The organism is Paenibacillus azoreducens, from assembly GCF_021654775.1.
Lineage (GTDB): Bacteria > Bacillota > Bacilli > Paenibacillales > Paenibacillaceae > Paenibacillus_AQ > Paenibacillus_AQ azoreducens.
In genome coordinates, this window is record NZ_AP025343.1 from 1,697,973 (window position 1) to 1,723,012 (window position 25,040).

Here is a 25,040-nt window from a genome sequence, read left to right on the forward strand (position 1 = left end):
GAATTAAAAAGTCAACTTCAAAAGAATAATGTTCGTTGCTGTTGAAATTATGCTAACATGAAAGAAATATATCGGACGAACATATGTTCCGTGACAGAGTGCTGTCAACCAATATTGGTACGATATAGAGATGACAAGAAAAGGGGTGAAATCCATGCAGTCAGGTATTCAGGAGAATTTTACTTGGAACCGCGGACATATATTTGCAAGCGGCTCCAACAAAGTTATTTTGTTGGTTGAGTGGTACGGGGGAGCCTTCCGCCAATCACGAAAAAGAAGTACACCCAAACTGATCGCCCAAGATGTGCAGCTGCATTTATGGCTTGAACCGCAAGTCTCGTTGGTCCGTATTTTCGGAGGGAAGGTAGTCAAAAACCTGGGTCAGTCACTCATGATTCCTCTCGGTCATTTGTATGATGGCGTGAAGCAATTTCTGGCCATTGAACTTGCTCTAGAGTCCCAAAGTGCCGGCATGCATGGTGTTTTGTCTGCGCAGTGGAAATTCAAGGAGAAGAACAAGGAACGCATTAAGGAACTTCCTGTGAAGGAATTATATATTAACTACACTTACCATACCGGACTTCTGCAGCAGCCCGAAAATTTCCATGTGAGAAAACACGTGATGCTTTTGGAAACCCAAACGATTTTGAAAGAAGCCATCCGTTTGTTTGAAGAAGGGGATGTTGAACAGGGGGAGTGGCTGCTGCGCCGAAAAGGGGATGAAATGCTGATTGAGGCTGCTCGCTTTACCGACGAACGTTTGCTGGAAGAAGCGGACATGCTTTATCAGCTCAGCGAACATTATGTGGGAACGTATCAGAATCAAAAAATGCTTAAAATTAAAAATGGTTGATATGTTCGCTCGTTTTTATCATTTCGAAGAAGTCAGCCTAGGTGGAAGCCTGAAGCAACAAGCTGGACTGGATTTTTTAGGCAGGATTCACTTTGCTACAAGTCGAATGGACTACATCGTGCAAGTTAAAATGAGTCTGATTTACTATACGAGCTAGGAGAATCCACATGACTGACAGATTAATTCGATTGATGCGCATCATCACGCTTGTCCAAGCTAAACCCGGCATTTTAGCCAGGGAGCTGGCGGAAAGATGCAGCACCACTGAACGGACAATATATCGCGACATGGAGGCTCTGAGCGCCATGCACATCCCCATAACACATATTGGATACGGAAAGGGGTATCAATTTATCGGCAGCTTTGCTCTATATCCATTCGACTGGACAGAAGAAGAGGCACAGGCTTTTAAGGCGTTGGCCAAAGTGAAGGATACAATCAAGCCGCTACTGCCCGACGGGTTCGAAGGAGCCTATGAAAAAGTAATGGCGGCACATCAAAAACAGCGGCTCGAACGAATGGAAACAGAGCTCAGCGAAAAGGGTACCCCTTTATCGGGAAAACATATCCGAAAACCGACAGCCGAGGAACAGTCGCAATATCTGATACCGATTTTATTTGCAACCTTATCCCAACAGATCATCCAAGCAGAATACTATGTACCGGAGCGGAATGAAATTCTTTACGGCAAGATCGATCCCTACCTGCTTGTTCCCTGGCAGCAGCGATTTTATCTGGTCGGGCGCAACCATAACACAGGGAAATTGTATACTTACCGGCTGAAATATTTTGAGCAGGTTGTAGTGCTGGATGATGTTTTTATCAAAGTACATACCAATATACAGCAAGATTGGCAAGGAGATATTTGTGGAAATGAAGAGGGTGAACCGGTTACATTTAAGATCAGGCTGTCCTCTGCGGCGATTCCGAAATATAAGGAAAAAAAAGATTTCGTTCCGTTTGCGGAAACGCCGGAGAAGGATGGAAGCGTCATTTTGGATATTACGGTTGAGGATGTTCCCGAATTTATGAGCTGGATTGTCCAATTCGGTTCCGAGGCAGAAATTATAGAACCTGTTCAATATCGTGAAATGATGAAACGCAATTTAGAAAAATGGCTAGCGGTATATGGTTGAATAGAAAAACTCCGGCGGCTTTATTGCATTAATTCACCAGAGACATGCCAGCATATAACTCTCGACAGCCGACATGCTGGCCCGTGTCTCTGGCTGACTCCTGATGATATCCCTCCCCCAGGGCCTGCACCATGCTCATAAATCCTACTTTCCATGTTTCTCTCCTTGTATTTTAACTTGCGATATTTTTTAGAAACTTCAAGAGGCCCATATCTTATATTAGGAAGAAAACCGCTGCAAGAGGTGGTCTTTTATCTGTTGGAGAACATCAAATAGAGTTTTTTAATATTCCACTGTTTCAGTTTATAGCCCGGGAAATAGAATCTCTATCATATCCTATCATAGCCATATCCTGAGGGGATGGAATTCACTATGCAGGCGCGGATCACAAGCCATTTTTGTTCATGGTTAAAGAATATTCCCTATGTGAAAAACGTATCAAAATTCATTTCCTTATGTTGGGTTTATATGTTAAAATTTATAGATAACCCAAGTTAAAAATTAGGAGAAAAACCAGGAAGCGGGGAATGGGATTTGCGTTCGTTTTTATCTGGGAAATCGCAGGAAGAAATGGATAATGAAAACAAACATAGCTTGAACGTCCGGATCAATATGTTTTTTTTCGGAACTTTTATTATCTTTTGCATTGTTATTGTCCGGCTTGCCATGATCCAGTTTGTTGAAGCTCCTACGTTAACCGAGAAAGAGGCCAATCAGAATACGAAAAATATTCCGCTTCCGCCGGATCGCGGTAATATTTGCGATGTTACCGGGGTTAAGCTGGCGTATTCGAAGCCTGTTCAATCCTTATATATTACGCTTATGAAGGATTACAACAAAACTACGGATAAAGGGAAGAAAAATCGTTCGGAGATCGAAAACGTGGCGGAACGGATGGCCGCCGCATTCAAGCAGCTTGGCGGCCAAAAGGCCAAAGCTATGACCAAGGAAGAAATTATCGAGGCGATGGATCTCGAATCCAAGCGGGATAACGGATATACGCCTAGGCGAATCAAAATGGGATTGGATCAGAAAGAGATTCAATATTTTATGGAGCATAAATCCGACTTTCCCGGCATTGAAATCATCGAAGAGACGCTTCGGCTGTACGATCCGGATACGGTGTCCGTGCAGACTGTGGGATACGTCAAATCATTTAAACGGACGGAAAGCCTGAAAGCATATGATAAAGCCCGGCAGGAAAGCAAGGACGGCACGAAACCGGATGAAACGTACATGAAGGATGAGCTCGTCGGCTTTGACGGCATTGAGTTGTCCTTTCAGGACGAGCTTCGGGGGAAAAACGGCTACAAGGTCATGTCAATCAGTTCCGCCAACATCCCGGAAGAAGTGGTGGATATCGTACCTCCGGTGAAAGGGAATGACGTATGGCTGACGATCCATAAAGAAATCCAGATGAAAACGGAGCAGGCGATCAGGGATCAGCTTGATTGGCTCGGCACCCATGCGGTATCCGGCAAGACGCATCCCGAAGCCGTTACCGGCTACGCGGTCGCGATGGAAGTCGACACCGGCAATGTTGTGGCCATGGCGAGCATACCCGATTACGATACGAATATATGGAAAACGGGTGCGGCATCTACGGCGGATTTCGATAAATTAAAAGGGAATTATCAAAACGGCGCCATTACTCCGCTCAGCTCTGGCAAATCGAAACATGGCTTTGATTCGGCTGTTTTGCTCGGGTCGACGATTAAACCGCTGAGCGTGCTCGTGGGGTTAAACGAAAAGCTTTTTACGACAACTACGACTTACAATGACACAGGGATTACCTATTTCGGGAAGGAGCAAAAACCTGTCCGCAATTCCGGTGGACACGCATATGGTTTTTTTCGCACGCCTGCCGATGCCATCGAGAAGTCTTCCAACGTGTTTATGGTCGATATGGTAGGTAACAGTTTATATAAAAAGTTCGGGAATAGTGGTGTCGGTGTTTGGGATAGGTATATGAAAGAATTTGGGCTTGGCGTATCGACAGGGATTGACCTTCCTAGAGAATATCTGGGGACGATCGATTATAGACCTGCCGAAGGTAAAAAGAATACGATCGGCAGCCCTCAGGCTGCGCTTGTTTACGCTTCCTTCGGTCAAGGCGGCAAATATACGCCGCTGCAGCTGGCCCAGTACACCGCCACGCTTGCAAATGATGGAGAGCGCATCAAGCCGCAAATCGTCAGCAAAATAACGGATGCGAGCGGCAAGGTTGTTAAGCAAAGCAAACGCGAAGTATTAAATAAGGTGAAACTCGACCCTTCGTATTGGAAACTGATCCGAAGAGGGATGAATACGAAAGTAGACGAAGCCTTCGCTGGATTCCCCTATGACTTTGCCAGAAAAACCGGCACATCGCAGCAGGATGCAGGGCGAGACGGGCTTATAGACAATGGCGTATTTATCGCCTACGCCCCGCGTAACAATCCAAAGCTGGCGGTAGCGGTCGTCATTCCGGAAGGCGGATTCGGCGCATCCAGCGCCGCGCCGGTAGCGCGCAAAATTTTCGATGCTTATGATGAGGTCTACGGGTTAGACGGCGTACCGAAAAAACAGCTACAGAATCAGAGCGCGGGGAACGAAGCGGAAAAAGCAAAGGGAGCAAAGGATAATACAGCACATTAAGCTTTGTAAGACGCGGCAGATCGCTGAGCCATTTGCGGTCTGCCGTTTTGCTTTTTAGATACATAAAATAAATTGGTTTCATATATCGCAAAAAAATACCTGGAAGAATGGATGACGGAATTCCTGCCTTGGACATTGCACCCTTTTGGTTGAGCCAGGGAGGACCATGCCCGCGATAATCCGAACATAATAGCGGCAAATGTGCATTAAATCTAACCTCTTTCCTCTCAAATATGGTCGAACCTTAGCGAAAGATGCCGAACACCCCTCATCTGTGTTAAAATATTTAATGTTATTTTGTATATTGCTTATATTGTTTGGGCAGAGAGGAGGGGGAAGCCGGTGAGTGACTATACACCGGACCATCCGGAACAAGAGGAAACCAAGAAAAAGGGCAATTTGAATCTCAGAATTAACTTGTTCTTTTTCAGCACTTTTATCATTTTTTGCGTTATCATCATCAGACTTGCCATTTTGCAGTTTGTCGAAGGCCCGACGCTGACGGAGAAGGAGTCCAGCAATATCGTTAAGGATGTCCCGCTTCCGCCGATCCGCGGTACTATTTTTGATGCAGCAGGCGTAAAGCTGGCGTACTCGACACCGACGCAATCGCTTTATATCACTTTGATGAAGGATTACAGCCAAAAGAACGGGATAAAAAACCGTCCTGAGGCTGAGGAACTTGCGCAGCGACTTTTGGAAGTATTCGATAAATACGGCGATTCCGACAAAAAAATGACCAAGCAGGATATCATCGACGCCATGGATCTGGACTACAAAAAATATGCGGGATATTCGCCGCGGCGGATTAAAATGGAACTAAACCAAAAGGAAATCGCGTATTTCAGCGAGCATAAATCCGATTTTCCGGGCATTTCCATCGAAGAGGAAAGCGTCCGCCATTATGATCCGGATACGGTAGCCGTGCAGACGATCGGATATATCCGTACGTTCAGCGGTTCGAAAAGTTTGGCGAAGTACAAAGGAATCGACGAAGCCCAGCGCAGCGCAGACGTTACGAATGATCCCGGAATGATCTACACGGAACCGGAATTCGTCGGATTTGACGGGCTGGAGCTGATGTATCAGGACGAGCTCCGCGGCAAGAACGGATACAAAAAGGTACCGATCAATCCGCGCAACATGCCGGAGGGCGTAGATGAAATCGTGCCGCCGGTGAAAGGCAACAATATCTACAGCACGATCAACAAAGAGGTGCAGCTGGCCACAGAGAAAGCTATTACGGATCAATTGAGCTGGCTGCATTCCCATCCAGTTTCCGGTCGAACCCACCCGAATGCAACCACCGGGTTTGCCGTAGCGATGGAGGTTAAGACGGGAAATGTCGTTGCGATGGCCAGCATGCCTGACTATGATCCGAATATTTGGCAGACTGGCAGCGTAACGCCTGAGAACTGGAAGAAAATTCAGAACATTTATTTGAACGGCACCATCCGTTCATTCAGCCCCGGGAAAAAAGGCGACCACCCGGAATCGGTGGTGCTGCTTGGTTCGACCCAGAAGCCGCTTAGCGTATTGCTTGGCTTAAACGAGGGATTGATCACGACCAACACGTATTACCAGGATAGGGGCGCCGCTTATTTCGGTAAAGAAGGCCATCAAACCCGTGTTCAGAACTCAGGGGGCCACGTTTACGGCGGCATGGATCCGGCCAAGGCGATTGAGAAGTCTTCCAACGCCTTTATGGTCGAAATGATCGGGAACAGACTTTATAACAAATACAAAGATAAGAGTATCGGTGTCTGGGATGAATACATGACTAAGTTCGGACTTGGTGTACTGACGGAAAGCGGCCTGCCGGGAGAATGGAAAGGACGTAAAGAGTACACGAACGTCAAGCAGGCGGGAAGTACACAGGCTGCCATGGCCTATGCATCTTTTGGCCAGCAGGGGAAATACACGACTCTGCAGCTGGCGCAGTATACCGCAATGCTGGCGAATGAAGGCAAGCGGCTGAAACCGCAGTTGGTCAGCAAAATAACCGATGAGAAGGGGAATGTCGTCAAGACCTTTAAACCGGAAGTCTTGAATACGGTGAACTTCCCCAAATCCTATTGGAATGAAATCCGGACCGGGATGAAGAGCTCCGTATCCGCCTTTGACGATTTTAAGTATCCATTTGCACGGAAGACAGGTACGTCAACCCAACAGGTTGGCCATCAACTCGTCGATAACGGCGTATTCATCGCCTATGCTCCGCGGGATAATCCGGTGCTGGCCGTAGCCGTTATGATTCCAGAAGGCGGCTTCGGTTCGCAAAGCGCCGCGCCGGTCGCCCGGAAAATATTCGACGCGTATGACCAAGTGTATGGACTGGATGGCGTACCGAAGGGGAATCTGAATACGGATGCCAACGGAAACGGTAACGCAAGCAGCACTGGCAATACCGCTCAAGGCAATCATTAAATATATTTGATCTGACCGGCATTTACGCAAATGGGGGATTTTGGCCTTTTTCGGCCGAAATCCCCTTTTGTAGCTCTCCCCGGCTTTGTGGTAAAATGTCCGTATGTGTGCTTGAATCGTGAAAATGAGAACAAGTAAGGAGGATCAGCCATGAAAAACAGATTTAAATTACTTGCGCTGGATATGGACGGCACGCTGCTGACGAGTGAACAAACCATTTCTCCGGATACGTCCAGATGGATACAAAAAGCTAAGGATCAGGGCGTTCATGTCTGCCTGTCAACCGGCAGAAGCTTCGGGAGTGCCTGGCCTTATGGGGATGAATTGGGGCTTACGACGCCGCTGATTACGGTCAACGGCAGCGAGGTATGGCGTGCCCCGCATGATTTGTACCAACGTTCGCTGATGGATCCGGCGCTCATTTCCGATATGCATGATATTGCAGTGAAGGAAGACTGCTGGTATTGGGCCTACTCCGTCGACCGGGTATACAACAAGGACAGCTGGATAGGCGGAATTATGGATATGGAATGGCTCAAATTTGGTTTTCATACGGAGGATGACGATGCCCGGCACCGCATTTTAATGAAGCTGCAGGATATGGGCGGACTTGAAATTACTAACTCGTCGCCCCATAATCTCGAAGTGAATCCGCAAGGCATCAATAAAGCCGCAGGGATCCGGACCGTTTGCGGTTTGCTGGGACTTGAGATGAGCGAGGTGATTGCGGTCGGCGACAGCATGAATGATCTGGCTGCGATCGAAGCGGCAGGATTGGGCGTTGCGATGGGTAATGCGCAGCAGGTCGTAAGGGAATCCGCCGATTTCGTCACCGCAAGCAATGACGAAGACGGCATCGCGGAAGTCATCCGGAAATTTATTTTTTGAATGAAGCGGAACTATTCCGCATTTTGCAAAAGGGGGCTGAAAGACTGTGGCTGTACTCGGATGGATTTTGGTCATTGCCCTGTTTGCCATTGGTTTGGCTGGGGCGGTAGTTCCCGTGCTGCCGGGTTCCATAGCCATTTTTGCAGCCTTTTTCGTTTACGGTTGGTTTTTTACATTCAAGCATTTCAATGTATGGTTCTGGATCATCCAATCGCTGATTATGATCGTGTTGTTTGTAGCGGACTACGCGGTGAGCGCTTGGGGAACGAAAAAATACGGGGGCTCTAAGCTCTCGGTTATTTTAAGCACCATCGGCGTCATTATCGGACCTTTCGTCATCCCGGCGTTCGGACTGGTCATCGGCCCGTTTCTCGGGGCTTTTGTCGGCGAGCTGATTGCCGGTGCTTCGGTATCGAAATCAGTGAAAGTCGGATACGGTACGCTGGTGGGATTGTTTAGCAGCATGGTGATGAAAATCATTTTGCAAATCGTGATGATTGTCGTGTTTTGGATTTGGATTATTTGATGACGATATAAGTTGAACAATTATTGCGGATGGGTAAGCAGCCTCAACTTATATCGATTTGTTGGGTTATTTTTATATTGTCATATGCTCCATGGGGGTTGCTCGCTGGGGGAAAGAAGGGAAAAGAGTTTGGCTAAAAAAGAATCGTTTATTAAGGGTACGCTGATCCTGGCTGCCGCCGCATTGGTGGCACGGGTCCTCGGTCTGGTTCAGAGGGTGCCCCTGGATCATTTATTTGATGATGTCGGCAAGGCTTCATTCTCCATTGCGAACAACGTATATCTGATGCTGCTTACGGTAGCGACCGCCGGGATTCCGAGCACGCTCAGCAAGATGGTGTCGGAACGTTACGCTTTGAAGCGTCCTGGCGAAGCCCGCCAGGTCTATCATGCGGCACTGCTTTTCGCCGTATTTGCCGGAGTTATTATTACGGTGCTGCTGTATATTTTGGCGCCGTATTACGCGACTTACGTCTCCAAACAACCGGAGGCGACGCTTGCTATTCGCGCCTTGGCGCCCGCGCTGCTCCTGTTTCCTGCCATCGCGATGATGCGCGGTTATTTTCAGGGACGGAACAACATGACTGCCGGCGGCATTTCGCAGATCGTCGAGCAGTTCGCGCGTGTCGGCACGGCTATTATTTTGGCTTATATATTGCTTAAATCCGGTTATGACGGCAGCTGGGTTGCTGCGGGAGCGTCCTTTGGGGGCGTGCTCGGAAGCATCGGGGCGTTTGCGGTCATGATGTATTATACGGTAAAAATCCGCCGGGAGGATAAAGCTCAGATGCTTCAGGAAGAAGCGGGGGTCAAACTTCCGATGTTAAGTATTTATAAGGACATTTTTACCTTGTCCATTCCGATCGTGCTTTCGTCGCTGGCGGTTCCAGCCGTTAATTTCATCGATTCCTCTATCGTCAATCCGCTGCTGATCGGTCAGATCGGTGAAGCGAAAGCGACGCAGATGCTCGGGCTCCTCGGCCAGCGTGCCCAGAGTATCGCCGGTATCCCGCCGATTCTGGCGATTGCGCTTAGCACGTCACTGATTCCGGTCATTTCGGCGGCGTTTGCGCGGAAGGATCAGGAGCATTTGCAGCAGCAGATGACGCTGGCATTGCGGATATCCGTTTTGACCGGAATGCCGATCGTCATTGCGCTCTGCACGGCGGCTTATTCCATCAACGGCCTCCTGTTCAGCAGTTTGGACGGCAGCGGGCTGATCATGCTGCTTACGTTCGGGACGATTTTCCAGATAACGATGATGACCACCAATTCGATTCTGCTTGGCGTAAACAAAGCAAACTTGTCGATGATCAACGTAGGGATCGGCATTCTGGTGAAACTGGCGGGAAGCTGTCTGCTCGCTTTATGGTTCGGAATTTACGGTATCATCGCCGCTACCGGTCTCTGCTTCTTGGTGATTACGCTGCTGAACCTCAGAATGCTGAAGGTTATCGTACCCTTTTCCATTCTCGGCAAACGTTGGACAGGCTTCCTCGTGACGGTCATCCTGACCTCTGCGGTGGGATATGGACTGAACGAGTTGGGAATCCTGATGACGCATATCATGCCCGCCCGGCTTGCATTTTTGATTACCTGCATGATCGTTGGCGGGGCGGTCGTGATTTTGTATCTGGTGCTGCTGATCATGTTTGGCGTGCTGCGCCAGCATGAACTTGCAAGTTATCCGCGCAAGGTGCAGAAGCTGCTTCGTCCGCTGATGCGTCTCCAGCCTTCCAGATTCAAAACCGGGAATACGGAGGAAGGAAAATAACGGCTTTGGCCGTTGCCTATCTTCCATGCGGCTGCTGCGGCGATGCGCCGGATGAGCGGGGAAGGGCCCTTTCAGCATCATGCGTCAAAGCTGCCTTCTGCACTGCGTAGCGGTGGGCATGCGACATTTCGATGAGAACCGGCCTTTTCGGACGGGTGATCTGCTCGATGGCTGTCCAGGTTTTGAACCAGTCATAGCTTGTAATCGGCTCAAATGGCATATCATGCCATACTTCATGCAGTGTAGGGCTGTACAGCCGTTTGCCCGGCGGCAGCCATTCTTGTTTGAGCAGTTCTGCGCTCTCCTCCGGAGAGTTCAGGGCTGCTTTTTTGTCGCTGGTGAACATTCTGGGCCAATATTCCTGACGTGACCCGAGATGAACCGTGCGCTCCGCAAAAGCCTGAACTCCGGCAAGAACCTCCTTATATCCGAACAGCATGGCATAAAGCGCCTTGCCGAATGCGATCCGTTCCTCCAATTTCGAAAAGCGCTCCAGAACCAGGCCGACCATACCCCGGCAGCCGGTAAATTCGGCTTCTTCCGGATCCGCGTTCTCAGTTGATGGTCCAGGTATAGGTAGGGGAGCGATAGGGGCAATATTTTCACTCTCCTCTGCCTTGCCGGATTCAACAAGCATCGGAAAAATAACCTGGTTCATTTGAAATCTGCTGTTAAGCTTAAATACCGGGTTTTGCAGAATGTTTTTTTGAAAATAGCTGTTTTGGATGACTCTGCCTTCGATATAGTTCTGCTCGTTGATAATAAGTCCGACGGCAAGCAGCGCACTGTCGCGCCCAATCCAGAACCGTTCCCAGAACGGACGCATAAATGAAGAAACCCGGAATTCGGGAAGCAGGTGGAACAGGCTTCTTTCAAGCTTCCGGCTGTGCATATAAAGCAAAAGCTGGGGATAGGCGTCAAGGAAAATAAGGGCGTTGCTGCGCTCAAGCATCTGGTACATATCTTCCCGGAATGAATCGGTAACCGTATCGGACAGAAGTCCGCCCTTTAAGTCGGTCATGCTCCAGCCGGCGTTGCGGGATACCATATGGGCAAGGAAAGACCAATGCAGCTCGGGAAAGGCGCGATAGCAGTCATAATAAGCTTTCGTACGGGTAATATTGCTGCGGTTGGCTTCCAGTACGGCTTCACGGATCATTTGCACGATGTCACGGTCTTCCGACGTGAACATGGGCGCAGTCTCTTCTTTGCCGAAGGCGCTGTCACGCAAACGGTTCCGGTCGTTCAGCATCCGGTGGAGCTGTTCGCGAATGCTGAGGGCGGCTGTTTCCTTCCAGCCAAGCGTTCTGCGGTCTTTAATGAGCAGCTGCGAAGCTTTCCAGCAGGCATATTTGCCTTTCACGGCCTCAGCGGCCGTTTGGGGCAATGTTTTCGCAATCCTGATAAATCCCTGGAATGAAGAATTTTCTCCTGCCTTCTCCGACACTGGCGCCCTCGTCCTTTCCGAAATGAAATAATCTAGGCGCAATCCAAAAAATAGTGAATCAGATTAATTGAATGGTCTCTCATTTTTTGATCGCGCCTTAGTCACAGTATGGCTCAAATATTTGACTTCCACTCCATATTTTGATTCACTAAAGAGAGAAATTTTCAAAAAGGGAAGATTTGGAGTAAATATGCGCAGAAAGGACTGATTACAGATGGAAAAGATAACCTCCAAAGCTGAATTTCAGGTTGCGATTCAATCCCCGCGGCTCACTGTCGCTGTGTTCAAAGCCGATTGGTGCGTAGATTGCAAGTTTATGGACCCGTTTATGCCGGATGTGGAGGAGAAGTTTGCGAATGACATGACGTTGGTTGAAGTCGATGTCGACAAGGTCGGGGATGTCAGCCAGGAGCTGAATATTCTCGGGATTCCAAGTTTTGTCGCTTTTACCGACGGGCGCGAGCTGGTTCGTTACGTCAACAAGCTGCGCAAATCGCGGGAAGAAATCGAACATTTTCTCCAGCAGGCGCTTGATGTATACCAGTCCATTCATAAATAAGGAACATACAGGCCGCACTGTCCCGGAATGAGCGGTGCGGCTGTTTGTTTCTCTTAAAGTTCGTATGCGTTTTCTTTGTGTGTTTTGTCACAATTTGGACATATATCGCCATGTTTTAATCAGGTATAATGAATGGGATTGGTAAATATACGAAACGCTTCATTTGCTTGGAGCGTTTTTAATTTGAGTTGCGGGTGAGAAAATTTGAATACGAAACAATTAAAATGGCTTAGTTACCTGACTTTTATTGTCATGTTCTTTGCTACCTTTGGCGGAACCGTTGTCACCAAAACCGATTCCGGGCTTGGATGCGGCCATGAGTGGCCTCTGTGCCACGGCCAGTTTGTACCCGCGCATACCGTTGCTTCACTCATCGAATATTCCCACAGGCTGGTTAGCGGGTTGGCGGGGCTTACCGCGGTTGCGGTTGTCGTCGCATTTTGGCTGTATGCCAAAAAACGCAAAGATTTGCGCATGTACTCCGTGCTGACATTGATTTTTGTCATTGTTCAAGCATTGATGGGGGCGCTCGCTGTTGTTTATGACCAGTCTTCCGCTGTGTTAGCGCTTCACTTCGGTTTCTCCCTGATCGCTTTTGCCAGCTCGCTTATGTTGGCGCTCGGAGCCAGGAAAATGGACAAAGACAGCGGGACCGGCTTACGCAAGGAATCCGTGTCCGTCACTCCGGCGTTCCGCAATTTCGTCTGGGCAGTCACGATTTACTCCTACATTGTGGTATACGTCGGCGCCTATGTCAGCCATACTAGCTCTGCTGGTGGATGTTCCGGCTGGCCGCTGTGCAACGGAAAGATCATACCTGAACTTACAGGCAGCGTCGGTGTCGCGTTTATCCATCGCCTGGCAGCCCTGGTTCTGTTGATTGTAGTGGCGATCATGGCCCATTACGCCTACTGGATGCATCGAAACAGCCGCGAGCTTCGGACTCTTGGAATCGCTGCCGTAACCTTATGTTTGCTGCAGGTATTTAGCGGTGCCGGCATCGTCTATACACTTAGCAAACCTGAGCTGTATATTTTTGCCGCACTATTCCATAATCTGCTTATTTCCTCGTTGTTCGGCGTACTTTGCTACCTGAGTGTAAGAGTGTGGCAGCTCGGGAAAGAGCCTGCCGAACAGTTGAAAACCGCCTCGAATGTTTAAATATACCATTTTACTGCCGGGAGAGAGGCCGATGCTGCGAACATTGCTTGGAGAAATGCCCCGTCAAAATAACGGGCTGTTGGGGGAAGCCATTCAAACGATGTATCAAACGATTCAGCTGCTGCAGACGGAAATGAAGAAAAACGCAGACCCTAGCCATGATTTTCGCAGATTGGAAATATGGACGCGCGGACTTGTCTCCTCGCTGGACGAGCTTGAACAAAGCTGGTATGCGGCCTGTTTTTTTCGCAAATCGGTCAAGGCGGGGTATGTGGATGATATGACTCCCCGGGAGCAAGAGGAATATGCCAGATACGTCTATTTTTACAAGAACGGCTTCATCCGTGTTTTTTCGGTATTGGATAAGCTCGGGACCGTATTAAACGATCTATACGATTTGAATACGTCCAAAGTCAAAGCGCATTATTCGTATTTCACCGTCCTGAGACAGTTTCATTATCTCAAGCATCATCCGAAACTGGCTGACGAGCTGTCCGTCATCAAAAACGAGTACCGCGGCGTGATGAATGTACTGCGCAAGCGGCGGAATGCGGAAATCCATTATATGAATGCGGAAATGCAGGATGATTTATGGCAGCGGCATCAAGGCCTGAACAACAAAGTGGAGCTGGAGGATCTGGATCAGCATCTGGATGATCTGAAGCGGGGACTCGATATGGTTTGCAAATCTTTGCTCGCCTCTTTTCGTTACACGAATGAACTGTGGTCGCGAAAAGGGATGAAGACGTAAACCTGTTCAACAATTTTCCTTTTGACAAGTCGGGCAAAAGTGATTATACTGAATCACATGAAAATATAACAATTAATTGCATACATTTTTTCTTATCGAGAGAGGCGGAGGGACAGGCCCGATGAAGCCCGGCAACCGATTTCGGAGCGGCAATAACCCGAGTTCTGAAATGACATGGTGCTAATTCCTACAACTGCAGGCAAAGACTGCAGATTGGCAGATGAGAAAGGAAGCGACTTCACATAAGAAGAGCCCTTTTGAATTTTGTCAAGAGGGCTCTTTTATTTTGTCTATTTCCGGACGGAAAGAAAGATATAATAGAAGCCATAGCGTAAAGAATCAAGAAAGGAGAGCTTCGGTTTGATTGAATTGAAACAGGTAACAAAGAAATACGGTAAAGGAGCTAAAACGACAGAAGCTTTATCCGGCCTGAATTTGTCGATTCGAAAAGGTGAGATTTTCGGCGTGATCGGACATTCCGGCGCTGGCAAAAGTACGCTGATCCGCTGCATGAACTTGCTGGAGCGGCCGACTTCGGGAGAAGTTTGGGTGGATGGAGTGGATCTGACGAAACTGAACAAACAGCAGCTTCAAAATAAACGCAGATCCATCGGCATGATTTTTCAGCATTTTAACCTGTTGAGCTCGGCGACCGTTTACGATAATATTGCATTCCCTCTGCAGTTGGCCCATGTCCAGAAAGAAAAGATTGCCGCGAAAGTGAATGAACTGCTGCAGCTGGTTGGGCTTGAGGCACACCGCGACAAGTACCCGGCGCAGCTGTCCGGTGGACAGAAGCAGCGTGTCGGCATTGCCCGCGCATTGGCCAGCGACCCGCAGGTGCTTTTATGCGATGAGGCGACTTCTGCTTTGGATCCGCAGACGACGGATTCGATTCTGAAGCTGCTCCTCGACATCAATCAAAAGTTCCATTTGACCATCGTCCTTATAACGCATGAAATGCATGTCATCCAGAGCATCTGCGACCGGGTGGCGGTCATTCACCAGGGGGGAATCGTCGAAGAGGGGGCGGTGACGGAAGTGTTTTTGAAGCCGCAGCATCCCGTGACCAGGGAGTTCATCCTTGGCGAAGCAGGGGAGTCGGCACAGCTTGCGCTGCAAGCACCGCATGACGCTTCATCCCGTCTTTGCAAGCTGACCTTCTTGGGCGCTAAGACGTATGACTCGATTTTGTCCAGAACGGCCAGACAAACCGGCGTAGACTTCGCCATATTGCAGGGGACCATCTCCAAGATCAAAGACATCCCTTACGGCCAACTGATCGTCCGCCTGGAAGGGGATCCCGGCCAGATTGAGCAAACCATTCGCCAGGTTGCAGCCGAAGGTTTGGACGTGGAGGTGTGGGACTGATGTGGGGATTTGATTTTTCGCAGCTGGATTGGAATGAAATCGGTACGGCGAGCGTCGATACCTTGAAAATGCTTGGCGCTTCGGCCATTTTCACATTCATCCTCGGGTTGCCGCTGGGCGTGCTGTTGTACCAGACTTCACGGTCTTCAACCGGATGGGTGCGCGTGGTATATACCGTATTATCGGTGATCGTGAATATTCTGAGATCCGTGCCGTTCATTATCCTGATCGTGGCGCTCATTCCACTCACGGTGTCGATCGTCGGGGTTTCCTACGGGGTACTCGGAACGATCCCGCCGCTGGTCATCGGGGCCGCGCCGTTTTTCGCCAGACTGGTGGAAACTTCGCTGCGCGAGGTGGACCGGGGCGTTCTGGAAGCCGCGCAATCCATGGGCGCTTCAACCTGGCAGGTCATCATGAAGGTGCTGCTGCCTGAGGCAAGACCGGGCCTGCTTGCAGGCATTACGATTACGGTCGTGACGCTGGTTTCCTACACCGCGATGTCCGGCATGGTCGGCGGGGGCGGCCTGGGGGATTTGGCGATCCGCTATGGATATTACCGTTATCAGAAGGAAGTCATGATTATTTCCGTATTGTTTATGATCATTCTGGTGCAGGTGCTGCAGATGGCGGGCGACCGGTTCGTCAAGCATTTTACGCGCAAGTGATCGCATGATGAAAGGCAATGCCATCCGGGATTTCGGATGTTCATAGGAAAGCTTCGCTCAGGCATGATTTTCCCTACAGAAAATAGTCATGCGCGAAGTTTTTCATAAATAAATCTTATTAAACTGATGAACTTAAGGGGGATTTAAGATGAAAAAAGGATTGTTTGCAATTCTCAGCTTGATTTTGGTCGTGGCGCTTGCCGCTTGCGGCAGCAAAAGTGCCGATGAAAAACCGGCGGCAGGAGGCGGAGACAAGGGGACCGAGGCGAAACCCGTTACGTTGACGGTTGGAGCTACCGCCGTACCGCATGCGGAAATTTTGAAGCATATTCAACCTGCGCTTGAAAAAGAAGGCGTTAAGCTCGAAATTAAGGAATTTTCCGATTACGTGCAACCGAATGTTCAAACGTTCCAGAAACAACTTGACGCGAATTTCTTCCAACATAAGCCTTACCTTGACGATGAAAACAGCACACGCAAAATGGACCTGGTACCTGTGGTAGCCGTGCACGTCGAGCCGCTCGGAGCCTATTCCAAAAAGCATAAATCCGTGAATGAAATTCCGGACGGCGCCGTGGTCGGCATTCCGAACGACAAAACCAACGGCGGCCGCGCGCTGAGCCTGCTGGAGAAAAACGGTCTGATCAAGCTGAAAGAAGCCAATATGATCCAGGCTACAGTAAAAGACATCGTGGAAAATCCGAAAAATATTAAGATCAAAGAATCGGATGCCGCTATGCTGCCGCGCCAACTGGCAGAATTCGATCTCGCTGTCATCAACACGAACTATGCCCTGGATGCAGGAATTGACCCGCTGAAGGATGCATTGTTCATGGAAGATAAGGATAACCCATATGCCAACATTCTTGTTGCCCGTCCGGATAACAAAGATTCCGACGCCATCAAAAAGCTGGCTGCGGCCCTGACTTCCGACGATGTGAAGAAATTTCTTGAAGATCAGTACAAAGGCGCCGTAATTCCTGCTTTCTAAGCGGCACTCACAACATTATATAGCTATAATCGCGATCCGCACAGGCGATGCTGCCTGTGCGGATTTTTGGCTTTTCAAGCAGGTTGTAGATGCGTTGTCATGGGATCGTGCTGCAAGTTGTGGGACTTCGCTAAATCTTTTATACTAGAACCATGGAGATACATAATTGACATTGGCGGGATTATCGATAGGCGACCGTGATCTTCTTTTGTATGAAATGATCCGCTGAAGCGATGGTCATTGATGCATTCGGGCGAGAGAGGGGGAGCATTGTGAAGGATAGAATTGCCTTGATCACTGGGAGTGCGAAAGGGCTTGGAAAAATGACGGCGCTTACGCTTGCCGAAGCCGGCTGCGATATTGCGCTTAATTATGTTCACAGCCGTGAGGAAGCGGAAGAACTGCAGCAGGAGATCAAAGAGCTTGGCGTACGCTGCATTGCCGTTCAGGCGGATATTTCCGACAGCGTACAGATTGAAGAACTGGTGCGTCAGGTGGAGTCGCGGCTTGGAAGCGCGGACATTGTAGTGAACAATGCGGGTCCTTTTATCCGCGAACGTAGACTTTTTTTGGAATATACCCAAGAAGAGATTTTGTCGCTGATTCAGGGAAATCTGGTTGGCACGATGCTGCTGGATCATCTCGTACTGCCGGCCATGCGCCACAAGAAATGGGGACGCATCATTCATTTCGGGTATGGCCATGCCGCTGAGGCAAGAGCTTGGCCGCATCGCGCGGTGTACGCCGCTGCCAAAACCGGGCTTGTTTCGTTCACGAAGACGCTGGCGGTGGAAGAGGCTCCTTTTGGGATTACCGTGAACATGGTTTGTCCGGGGGATATCCGCGGCAGCAACAAGGAGAAGGCCATCGCGGAGGTCGCTGGCCTGGAAGATGGGGAGACACCCCGCGGCCGGCCTGGGAGCGGCGAGGACATCGCTCGGGTCATTCGTTATTTATGCCATGACAAATCGGATTTCATTACCGGGAATATTATGGATGTATCCGGAGGGCTGGACCCGATCCGGCCTTGGATTGAACCGGCCGGACCGAAGTGACCTGGCGATACTCGGACTGCATATACGCAAAAAAGAGTCCTGCTCTTCTAATGAGTGCAGGACTCTTGCGCTTGCAAGTTATGGGATGGGATTAGAATACTTGAATAACATCGTTGATGCCATCAACCTCTTCGACGAGGGCGCGTTCAATCCCGGCTTTGAGAGTAATCGTGGAGCTTGGGCAGCTGCCGCATGCACCCATCAATTTCAATTTGACGATGCCGTCTTCTACGTCAACCAGTTCCACGTCACCGCCATCGCGTTGAAGGAACGGACGAAGTTTATCGAGTACTTCCGCTACCTCATCATACATGGTGCTTTCAGCGTTTTCGCTCATGATTTTCAACTCCTTTCCTATAATGATTATTATATTATAAATGAAGATAAAATAAAATGGCCAGATCTGGTTGTACGGATAAGGCGTTGATATTATGATCTTCCAAGGCTAAACTAGGAGTAGTCTTTATTTCAATGATTTTTTAAGTGGAGCAGGTGATTACACATGAGACCCATCATCGAATTCTGCACGAACAATATGCATTTCGGAACCGATGAAGTTATGGACAATCTGGAGGAGAACCCGGATTATGATGTTATAGAATACGGCTGTCTAAGCAATTGCGGCCAATGCGCCATGATGCCGTTCGCCATGGTAAACGGCGAAATCATCGACGCAGACACCGCGGATGGCCTGTATGAAGCCATTATGGCCAAAATAAAAGAACTCGAGGCTTGGGACAGCCTCGAGCTGGATTAGCCGAAATGGCGTCTGGACAACCAGAGTACCCCGCTCTTCAGGAGACGGGGTACTCTTCCTTTTACGGAAGTTTTCCCCATCAATCCAAAGCCGGCTTTGCTGCCGAGCGAACCGAGCGTGCCTTTCAGGCGGATTTTATGAAGTTTGGGCGTTTCCCCTCGCCAGAGAGCATGAATGACCTCAGCAACCTGCTCGGCCTGAGCGCCTGCAGCTTGCGCGCTGGGTGCGAAAGGAATGCTTGCGCAATCTCCAATCACGTAGACTTCCGGATAATCGGGAATTTGGGAATACTCATTAATCACAACCCGTCCTCCCGGATCTTTGGGCACATTCAGGTCCTGAACGACTTTTACCGGCTGAATTCCGCCGGTCCAGACGGTGGCGTCCGTATAAATCGCCTCATCCCCATTGTAGACCGTCCCTTCTTCGACTCGGGAAACGGAGATATGCGAGCGGGTTAGGACGTCATGATCCCGGAACCACTGCTCAACATAAGCGGATACCGTGGATGGAAATGCCGATAGCACCCGGCTGCCCCGGTCCAGGATGGTAATGTTCAGGTCTGGGCGGCTTTCGCGCACCTCGGCAGCCGTTTCAACGCCGCTTAGGCCCCCGCCGATAATATGGATTCGTCCATAAGGTTTGATATCATTTAACCGTTGGTATGTCTGTCTGGTACTGGAAAAAGTCTGAATGCTGTTCGTGTACTGCTCGGCACCCGGAATACCGTGGTAGCGGTCCGTGCAGCCAAGCGCAATGACAAGATAATCATATTCGATCGGCTCGTCCTGATCCATGTGAACCAGTTTGTTTTCCAGATCGATGGAAGTGACCTCGCCGTATCTCTTGGTCAGCTGCCCATGGTTTGGAAACTGAATCCGCAAATCAAAATCCGAAGCAGTGCCTGCGGCAAGCGCGTAGTATTCCGTTTTGATGCCCTGAAAGGGCATGCGGTCCACCAATACCAGCTCGATATCAGGGGGCAGGTGGCTATTGGTCAGACCTTGAATCATGGCGAGACCGCCATAACCTCCGCCTAAAATGACAAATTTTCGCATCCGTCCGTCTATCCTTTCTTTGCATCGCGTTAAAGACTTTTGGCAGCGATTAGGAAATTGATTAATCCTAATCAATTTCCTAATGTCGCTGGTTGCTCTAATGAGATGGATTTTTCCTGCTCAATTTCCTAATGTCGCCGGGAGCTATTATGAAATTGATTCTTCCTACTCATATATTTTGATTTCATTGTAAAAAGTATCCCGTTCAACCGGAATGCGTCCTGCGCCTTTAATCAGCCAAATCAATTCATTGCGCGTCAAGCCTTCAGGCGTGAGGGCGCCGGCAGCATGGCTGATCCGTTCCTTGAGGATCGTGCCGTGAACGTCTGAAGCCCCGAAGGTAAGGGATACCTGGGTCAATTGCGGACCGATATTGATAAAATAGGCTTTAATATGGTTGATGTTATCAAGCATCAATCGGCTGATCGCGATGGTTTTCAAATCCTCATACGCAGAGTTGCGGCGCATGATGCCCGCATTTTTGTTTCTTGGCTGCATGGACAGCGGGATGAATACCAAGAACCCGTTCGTCTCGTCCTGAAGCTCACGGATTTGCAGCATATGGTTGATCCGGTCCTCATGCGATTCGATGGAACCGTAAAGCATCGTCGTATGGGTCTTCATGCCAAGATTATGCGCGGTTCTGTGGACTTCGAGATATTGCTCGACGTTTGCTTTTTCGACTTTCATTTTTTGGCGGTATTGATCGGATAGAATTTCGGCTCCGCCGCCTGTCAGCGACTTCAGCCCGGCTTTTTGCAGCTCTTTAAGCACTTCTTCGATGCTCAGCCCGCTGATGCGGGTGAAAAATTCGATTTCCGCCGCAGTATAAGCCTTCAGTGTTACATCAGGGAAACGATCCGTGAGCGCCTGCAAAGAATCCACATAATATTGAAAAGGCATGTGATTGTTATGGCCTCCGACAATATGGAATTCGCGTACGCCCGGATGGATATGCTGTTCAACGTATTCAATCATTTCCTGACCCGTCAGCGTGTAGGCGCCTTCGTCGCCCAGATCTTTCCGGAAATTGCAAAACGCGCATCTGGCTTCGCAGACGTTGGTGAAATAAAGGCTCATATTTTCAATAAAATAGACCTTTTTTCCGTTTTTGCGCAAGTTCGCTTCATTAGCCAGCTGGCCCAGAGTCAGCAAATCTTCCGTTTCATAAAGAAATACACCATCTTCGAGGTTAAGGCGTTCCCCGTGGCGTACTTTCTCGGCGATTTCCTCCATTCTTTTGCTGGAGCTTGGTGTGATGATCATGGACATTTCCATTCCTCCTGTACATTTGATGGGATGCGGCTTCGGGTAGAAAACACAAAAAAATCCGCTCGTCGGAAGGTGTCCGGCTTCATTGAATCAAGTCAAGAATAACGGCTTGCTAATGCGCTCCGATGGAGCAAAGGCCGGTTTAATTTGGCGGTGGATCTGCATATTCAAGTACATTCTGCAAGATGGTTTTTGTGAAAAAAATTACAAAAAATTATGGCAGTCCATTGTCCTGCGGGTGACAAAAATCCGACAATTGCCTTTCCCTTGTCGCCCACCCTATTATAAACCTCACATCCAGGCTCCGCAATATGGTAGGGAGGAAAAAAAAGGTCGGTATTTCCTGGCATGAAAGGCGGCCGTTACTTGAGAGGTTGGAATTTGTGGAGTATACTGTGCTTAAGTACCGTAAGGAGGGTGACGTATGATTAATATTAGCGATTCCGCTTTAGATAAGCTTAAAGACATGTTGGCCGAACAAGAGATTCCGAACATGTTCCTTCGTCTGGGCGTACAGGAAGGCGGCTGCAGCGGTTTTTCCTATGCCATGGGCTTTGATGACGAAGAGTCGGAAAACGACGTATATATGAATGTGCAGGATCTGAAGGTCGTTGTGGATAAGCAGAGCCTGCCTCTGATCAACGGTCTGGAGATCGATTACGAGGATGCGGGGATGAGCGGCGGTTTTACGATGCATAATCCGAACGCTACGGCGACCTGCGGCTGCGGCGCTTCCTTCCGCACAGCTACCCAAGCAGGCAAACCTGCGCCGGAAGAATGCTGATCGCAAATCACAACTGAATGATGATGTCTGTAAAAAGGCTCACACCGACTTCGGCCCGAAGTTTGGTATGAGCCTTTTTGTATATGCGTTATTTCTCAGGTTGCCGGTACAATAAAGGTATGATTGACCATGAATACGATCATGGCGCCAGCGATGATGGAAAATACGATGCAGCCTGTTCCCAGCCCTTTGCGTTGATCCTTGATGAATTTGAACCCGATGGCAAAAATGCCGAGGGTTACGGCGACGAGCACGATTGACGTGCCGACCATTGCGATCCAATACAATACTCTGAACAATTCAGCCACGGCCAAGTTTCCTCCCTATGTCACATTCAAATCCCATTATATCGAATTAAGTCATAGACGCCAATAGAACTATTATGCCGATATTTTGCCGGTTTACTCCGCATTGTCCCGATTTAGCCGCTGTTTTTCTGTTTATGTACAAACATACAAGAGAGAATTCCTCTTTGCGAGTATGCTAAAGGATACGAGTAAGAAAGGAGGCGGTACAAGTGGGGGGAAGACAGTTGGCAAGCAAGTGGCTTAAAACCGAAGCGCTGCTGACAGACCCTGAAGTGGCCCCTTATATTCCGCAAACCAGAACCTTAACTAGAGAAAACTTGCAGGTGATGCTGGGAGCCCACGGATTTGTTGTCGTCAAACCGATTGTAGGCGGCGGCGGTTACGGCGTTATCAAGGTAGCCCGATCCGGCTCGCGTTACAGTATTACTTATTCCTCGAAAACGAGTCATTATAATTCTTTTCAAGCGATGTACAGCAGCCTGATGCGTGTCAAAGTCAATCGGAAATACTTGATTCAGCAAGGGATTCATCTGGCGCGTATTCAAGGCCGTCCGATCGATTACCGCGTAAAATACGTCAAGAACGGAGCCAAATGGGAATACAGGGCTATGGTAGGCCGATTGGCCAGACCGGGATTGTTCGTCACCAATCTGTGCAAGGGCGGAAATATGCTGAGCTGCAGAGAAGGGCTGAGAAGATCGCTCCCGCATATCTCCTCGACGGAAAAAAGAAGAGAAATGCGCAATCTTACACGCAGATGCACCAGTATACTCGAACGGCATTTTCCAGGCATCGGACAACTTGGTTTCGATTACGGGTTGGATCAATCGGGGAAAATATGGATTTTCGAAGTCAATACCAGACCGCAGTGAGTTTGAACAAAATCAATAATGATAGACTAGCAAAAAATTTTTGAGTTGTTCATAAAATGACTTCCTGTGTATAAGTTTTATCCCCAAAATCCACTGCATTTTTATTGATATTACGACACTTGTTAACAAATTATACACAGGATTTCCACAACGACCTGTGGATATTGCGAACGCTTGTTCCGATTAAAAATGTTTGATATGATAGTTTTGAGGAAAATAAAGGAAAGGATGTGAAAGGGATGGCTATCTTGACGGATGAAATGCTTCTAGATTCTTATCATGCGGCCGTTGAACTGATGCTTGACAGGGAGTTTATTACGCTGCTTCTTGCCGAGATTCATAAACGGAATCTTGAGGCTGATCAGCCGGGCGTCGTTCATTGAAAAAAGAATCCGACGCACATCCATCGTTATTTCCTTATGCAGGACTACTTTTACATGTGACGGCGTTTAGGAGGTGCGAATCTATTATCGAGATACATAAAGCCGGTTTTATAAAATTCAGGGTACCCTTATAGACTGCGAGCATTTGCAGCCTCAACAAGGATACCCTTTTTTGTGCTTCGATAGATGAATAACTTTATATAGGCGCTATCAATAAAATGTGGTCTATTCTTTTCTTGATCGCGTCTTTATGGAAGTTTATAGCTTCAAATTGCTGCTGTGACCCGGAGAGAGCTTTGCTTCCGGATCAATATATACTTTGGCGTTATTGACGGCGGTTGGCGCTTCGCCGAATCCGACGGCAATCAGCTTCAGCTTGCCCGGATAAGTTGTAATGTCGCCTGCGGCAAAAATTCCCGGGATGTTCGTTTCCATTCTCGAGTCCACTACAATGGAATTGGATTCGATGTTGATTCCCCATTCGGCAATGGGACCAAGGGAAGAAACGAAACCGAAATTGACGATAACGTCATCGACTTCGACCTCTTGCGTTTCCTTGGTCTTCACATGAGAAAGCGTCACTTTGGCGATTGTATCTTCGCCATGCAGACCCGTGATCTCGGTTGGGGTAACGACATGGACTTTGGAGTTCAGCAGATTTTCTACGCTGTGCTCATGGGCGCGGAATTTATCGCGGCGATGAACAAGTGTCACTTGTTCGGCGATGGGCTCAAGCATCAGTGCCCAGTCGACCGCCGAATCCCCGCCGCCGGTAATCAATACTTTCTTGCCTTTGAAACGATTCAAATCATTAACGAAGTAATGCAGGTTGGCTTTTTCGAATTTCTCCGCGCCTTCGACTTCAAGACGCCGCGGCTGGAATGCGCCGACACCGGCTGTAATGATGACAGCCTTTGCGTGATATTCGCTTTTATCTGTCTTTATAAGAAAATGACGCTCATCCAGCTTCTCCAGGGAAGTAACCTTTTCTTCCAGGCGGACATTGGGCTTAAATAAATCCATTTGCTTAGACAGGTTGTCCACAAGCTCCTGGGCCGTTACTTTGGGGAAACCGGCTACATCATAAATATATTTTTCAGGGTAAAGGGCCGTAAGCTGGCCTCCAAGCTGGGGCATGCTTTCGATCAGCGTCACGGACGCCTGGCGCATGCCGCAATAAAATGAGGCAAACATCCCTGCGGGACCTCCACCGATAATTATTAGGTCGGATATTTCAACATCTTCTGTATGTGATGTCATCGTTTATATGCACCTCCGGTTTGATTTTAGTAGTGAGAACCTTTCTTATTATAATATATCCCGGCTTTGGCTGAAAGGTTTGCGGCAATGCCGCACCAAAATA

The 25,040-nt window shown here is 48.8% G+C and carries 24 protein-coding genes and 1 riboswitch; of the genes, 18 read left to right on the plus strand and 6 right to left on the minus strand.

Annotated features, from left to right (window positions below; all coding sequences use genetic code 11):
• The first annotated feature begins 154 nt into the window (after positions 1 to 154).
• The 7 genes from L6442_RS07200 to L6442_RS07230 all read left to right on the plus strand — a co-directional run bounded on the left by L6442_RS07200 (position 155) and on the right by L6442_RS07230 (position 10,240).
• Entirely contained in the window at positions 155 to 853 is a 699-nt protein-coding gene (locus tag L6442_RS07200) for a hypothetical protein (RefSeq protein ID WP_194232618.1), read from the plus strand.
• Positions 854 to 1,020: 167 nt separating this feature from the next.
• The gene (locus L6442_RS07205) at positions 1,021 to 1,989 is read left to right on the plus strand and encodes a helix-turn-helix transcriptional regulator (protein ID WP_212977550.1); all 969 of its coding nucleotides are present in this window, start codon (positions 1,021 to 1,023) and stop codon (positions 1,987 to 1,989) included.
• 570 nt (positions 1,990 to 2,559) lie between these two features.
• Positions 2,560 to 4,626 (plus strand): peptidoglycan D,D-transpeptidase FtsI family protein, encoded by a 2,067-nt coding sequence (locus L6442_RS07210; protein ID WP_212977551.1) that lies wholly within the window; start codon positions 2,560 to 2,562, stop codon positions 4,624 to 4,626.
• 342 nt (positions 4,627 to 4,968) lie between these two features.
• Positions 4,969 to 7,053 carry a peptidoglycan D,D-transpeptidase FtsI family protein gene (locus tag L6442_RS07215; protein ID WP_212977552.1) on the plus strand — a complete coding sequence of 695 codons (2,085 nt, stop codon included), beginning with the start codon at positions 4,969 to 4,971 and terminating at the stop codon, positions 7,051 to 7,053.
• A gap of 150 nt (positions 7,054 to 7,203) precedes the next feature.
• Positions 7,204 to 7,941 carry a Cof-type HAD-IIB family hydrolase gene (locus tag L6442_RS07220; protein WP_212977553.1) on the plus strand — a complete coding sequence of 246 codons (738 nt, stop codon included), beginning with the start codon at positions 7,204 to 7,206 and terminating at the stop codon, positions 7,939 to 7,941.
• 46 nt (positions 7,942 to 7,987) lie between these two features.
• Positions 7,988 to 8,467 carry a DUF456 domain-containing protein gene (locus L6442_RS07225; RefSeq protein WP_194232612.1) on the plus strand — a complete coding sequence of 160 codons (480 nt, stop codon included), beginning with the start codon at positions 7,988 to 7,990 and terminating at the stop codon, positions 8,465 to 8,467.
• 129 nt (positions 8,468 to 8,596) lie between these two features.
• On the plus strand, positions 8,597 to 10,240 hold the full coding sequence (locus L6442_RS07230) for a putative polysaccharide biosynthesis protein (RefSeq protein ID WP_212977554.1): 1,644 nt from the start codon (positions 8,597 to 8,599) through the stop codon (positions 10,238 to 10,240).
• A gap of 16 nt (positions 10,241 to 10,256) precedes the next feature.
• Here the strand turns inward: L6442_RS07230 and L6442_RS07235 are convergent, their stop codons facing one another.
• The gene (locus L6442_RS07235; RefSeq protein ID WP_212977555.1) at positions 10,257 to 11,687 is read right to left on the minus strand and encodes a DUF2515 family protein; all 1,431 of its coding nucleotides are present in this window, start codon (positions 11,685 to 11,687) and stop codon (positions 10,257 to 10,259) included.
• Positions 11,688 to 11,901: 214 nt separating this feature from the next.
• On the opposite strand from L6442_RS07235, the gene L6442_RS07240 reads away from it, so the two are divergent.
• From L6442_RS07240 to L6442_RS07270, 7 genes are all read left to right on the plus strand, one after another.
• Positions 11,902 to 12,246, plus strand: a complete 345-nt coding sequence (locus L6442_RS07240) for a thioredoxin family protein (RefSeq protein ID WP_194232609.1) — start codon at positions 11,902 to 11,904, stop codon at positions 12,244 to 12,246.
• Between the two features lie 204 nt (positions 12,247 to 12,450).
• A complete protein-coding gene (locus L6442_RS07245) occupies positions 12,451 to 13,407 on the plus strand; it encodes a COX15/CtaA family protein (RefSeq protein WP_212977556.1) in 957 nt (318 codons plus the stop codon).
• Between the two features lie 31 nt (positions 13,408 to 13,438).
• Positions 13,439 to 14,158: a Cthe_2314 family HEPN domain-containing protein gene (locus L6442_RS07250; RefSeq protein WP_212977557.1), complete on the plus strand. Its 720-nt coding sequence runs from the start codon at positions 13,439 to 13,441 to the stop codon at positions 14,156 to 14,158.
• An 89-nt stretch (positions 14,159 to 14,247) separates the two neighbouring features.
• A riboswitch (SAM riboswitch) is annotated at positions 14,248 to 14,385 on the plus strand.
• A gap of 133 nt (positions 14,386 to 14,518) precedes the next feature.
• A complete protein-coding gene (locus L6442_RS07255; RefSeq protein ID WP_194232606.1) occupies positions 14,519 to 15,529 on the plus strand; it encodes a methionine ABC transporter ATP-binding protein in 1,011 nt (336 codons plus the stop codon).
• The gene (locus tag L6442_RS07260; protein WP_212977558.1) at positions 15,529 to 16,197 is read left to right on the plus strand and encodes a methionine ABC transporter permease; all 669 of its coding nucleotides are present in this window, start codon (positions 15,529 to 15,531) and stop codon (positions 16,195 to 16,197) included. Before L6442_RS07255 ends, L6442_RS07260 begins: the two co-directional genes overlap by 1 nt.
• Before the next feature lie 148 nt (positions 16,198 to 16,345).
• A complete protein-coding gene (locus tag L6442_RS07265) occupies positions 16,346 to 17,188 on the plus strand; it encodes a MetQ/NlpA family ABC transporter substrate-binding protein (RefSeq protein WP_212977559.1) in 843 nt (280 codons plus the stop codon).
• A 272-nt stretch (positions 17,189 to 17,460) separates the two neighbouring features.
• Positions 17,461 to 18,243, plus strand: coding sequence for an SDR family oxidoreductase (locus tag L6442_RS07270; protein ID WP_212977560.1), 783 nt, complete (start codon positions 17,461 to 17,463; stop codon positions 18,241 to 18,243).
• A 91-nt stretch (positions 18,244 to 18,334) separates the two neighbouring features.
• On the opposite strand, the gene L6442_RS07275 is transcribed toward L6442_RS07270, so the two are convergent.
• Positions 18,335 to 18,580, minus strand: coding sequence for a NifU family protein (locus L6442_RS07275; protein WP_212977561.1), 246 nt, complete (start codon positions 18,578 to 18,580; stop codon positions 18,335 to 18,337).
• A gap of 165 nt (positions 18,581 to 18,745) precedes the next feature.
• Here L6442_RS07275 and L6442_RS07280 point away from each other — a divergent pair, with 165 nt between their 5' ends.
• The gene (locus L6442_RS07280; RefSeq protein ID WP_194232601.1) at positions 18,746 to 19,000 is read left to right on the plus strand and encodes a YuzB family protein; all 255 of its coding nucleotides are present in this window, start codon (positions 18,746 to 18,748) and stop codon (positions 18,998 to 19,000) included.
• Here L6442_RS07280 and L6442_RS07285 read toward each other — a convergent pair.
• Complete coding sequence (locus L6442_RS07285) at positions 18,997 to 20,058, minus strand: NAD(P)/FAD-dependent oxidoreductase (RefSeq protein ID WP_194232600.1); 1,062 nt, start codon at positions 20,056 to 20,058, stop codon at positions 18,997 to 18,999. The two genes, L6442_RS07280 and L6442_RS07285, sit on opposite strands and share 4 nt — an antisense overlap.
• A gap of 165 nt (positions 20,059 to 20,223) precedes the next feature.
• Entirely contained in the window at positions 20,224 to 21,330 is a 1,107-nt protein-coding gene (gene mqnE, locus L6442_RS07290) for an aminofutalosine synthase MqnE (protein WP_194232599.1), read from the minus strand.
• Positions 21,331 to 21,754: 424 nt separating this feature from the next.
• Between mqnE and L6442_RS07295 the strand changes: the two genes are divergently transcribed.
• Positions 21,755 to 22,114, plus strand: a complete 360-nt coding sequence (locus tag L6442_RS07295) for a HesB/IscA family protein (protein ID WP_212977562.1) — start codon at positions 21,755 to 21,757, stop codon at positions 22,112 to 22,114.
• Positions 22,115 to 22,209: 95 nt separating this feature from the next.
• Here L6442_RS07295 and L6442_RS07300 read toward each other — a convergent pair whose 3' ends face one another.
• Positions 22,210 to 22,422 (minus strand): hypothetical protein, encoded by a 213-nt coding sequence (locus tag L6442_RS07300; protein ID WP_212977563.1) that lies wholly within the window; start codon positions 22,420 to 22,422, stop codon positions 22,210 to 22,212.
• A gap of 209 nt (positions 22,423 to 22,631) precedes the next feature.
• Here L6442_RS07300 and L6442_RS07305 point away from each other — a divergent pair, with 209 nt between their 5' ends.
• Both L6442_RS07305 and sda read left to right on the plus strand, forming a co-directional pair.
• On the plus strand, positions 22,632 to 23,294 hold the full coding sequence (locus L6442_RS07305; RefSeq protein WP_194232596.1) for a YheC/YheD family protein: 663 nt from the start codon (positions 22,632 to 22,634) through the stop codon (positions 23,292 to 23,294).
• Positions 23,295 to 23,533: 239 nt separating this feature from the next.
• The gene (sda, locus tag L6442_RS07310) at positions 23,534 to 23,677 is read left to right on the plus strand and encodes a sporulation histidine kinase inhibitor Sda (RefSeq protein WP_194232595.1); all 144 of its coding nucleotides are present in this window, start codon (positions 23,534 to 23,536) and stop codon (positions 23,675 to 23,677) included.
• Positions 23,678 to 23,935: 258 nt separating this feature from the next.
• Here the strand turns inward: sda and L6442_RS07315 are convergent, their stop codons facing one another.
• A complete protein-coding gene (locus tag L6442_RS07315) occupies positions 23,936 to 24,937 on the minus strand; it encodes an NAD(P)/FAD-dependent oxidoreductase (protein WP_212977564.1) in 1,002 nt (333 codons plus the stop codon).
• Positions 24,938 to 25,040 lie beyond the last annotated feature (103 nt).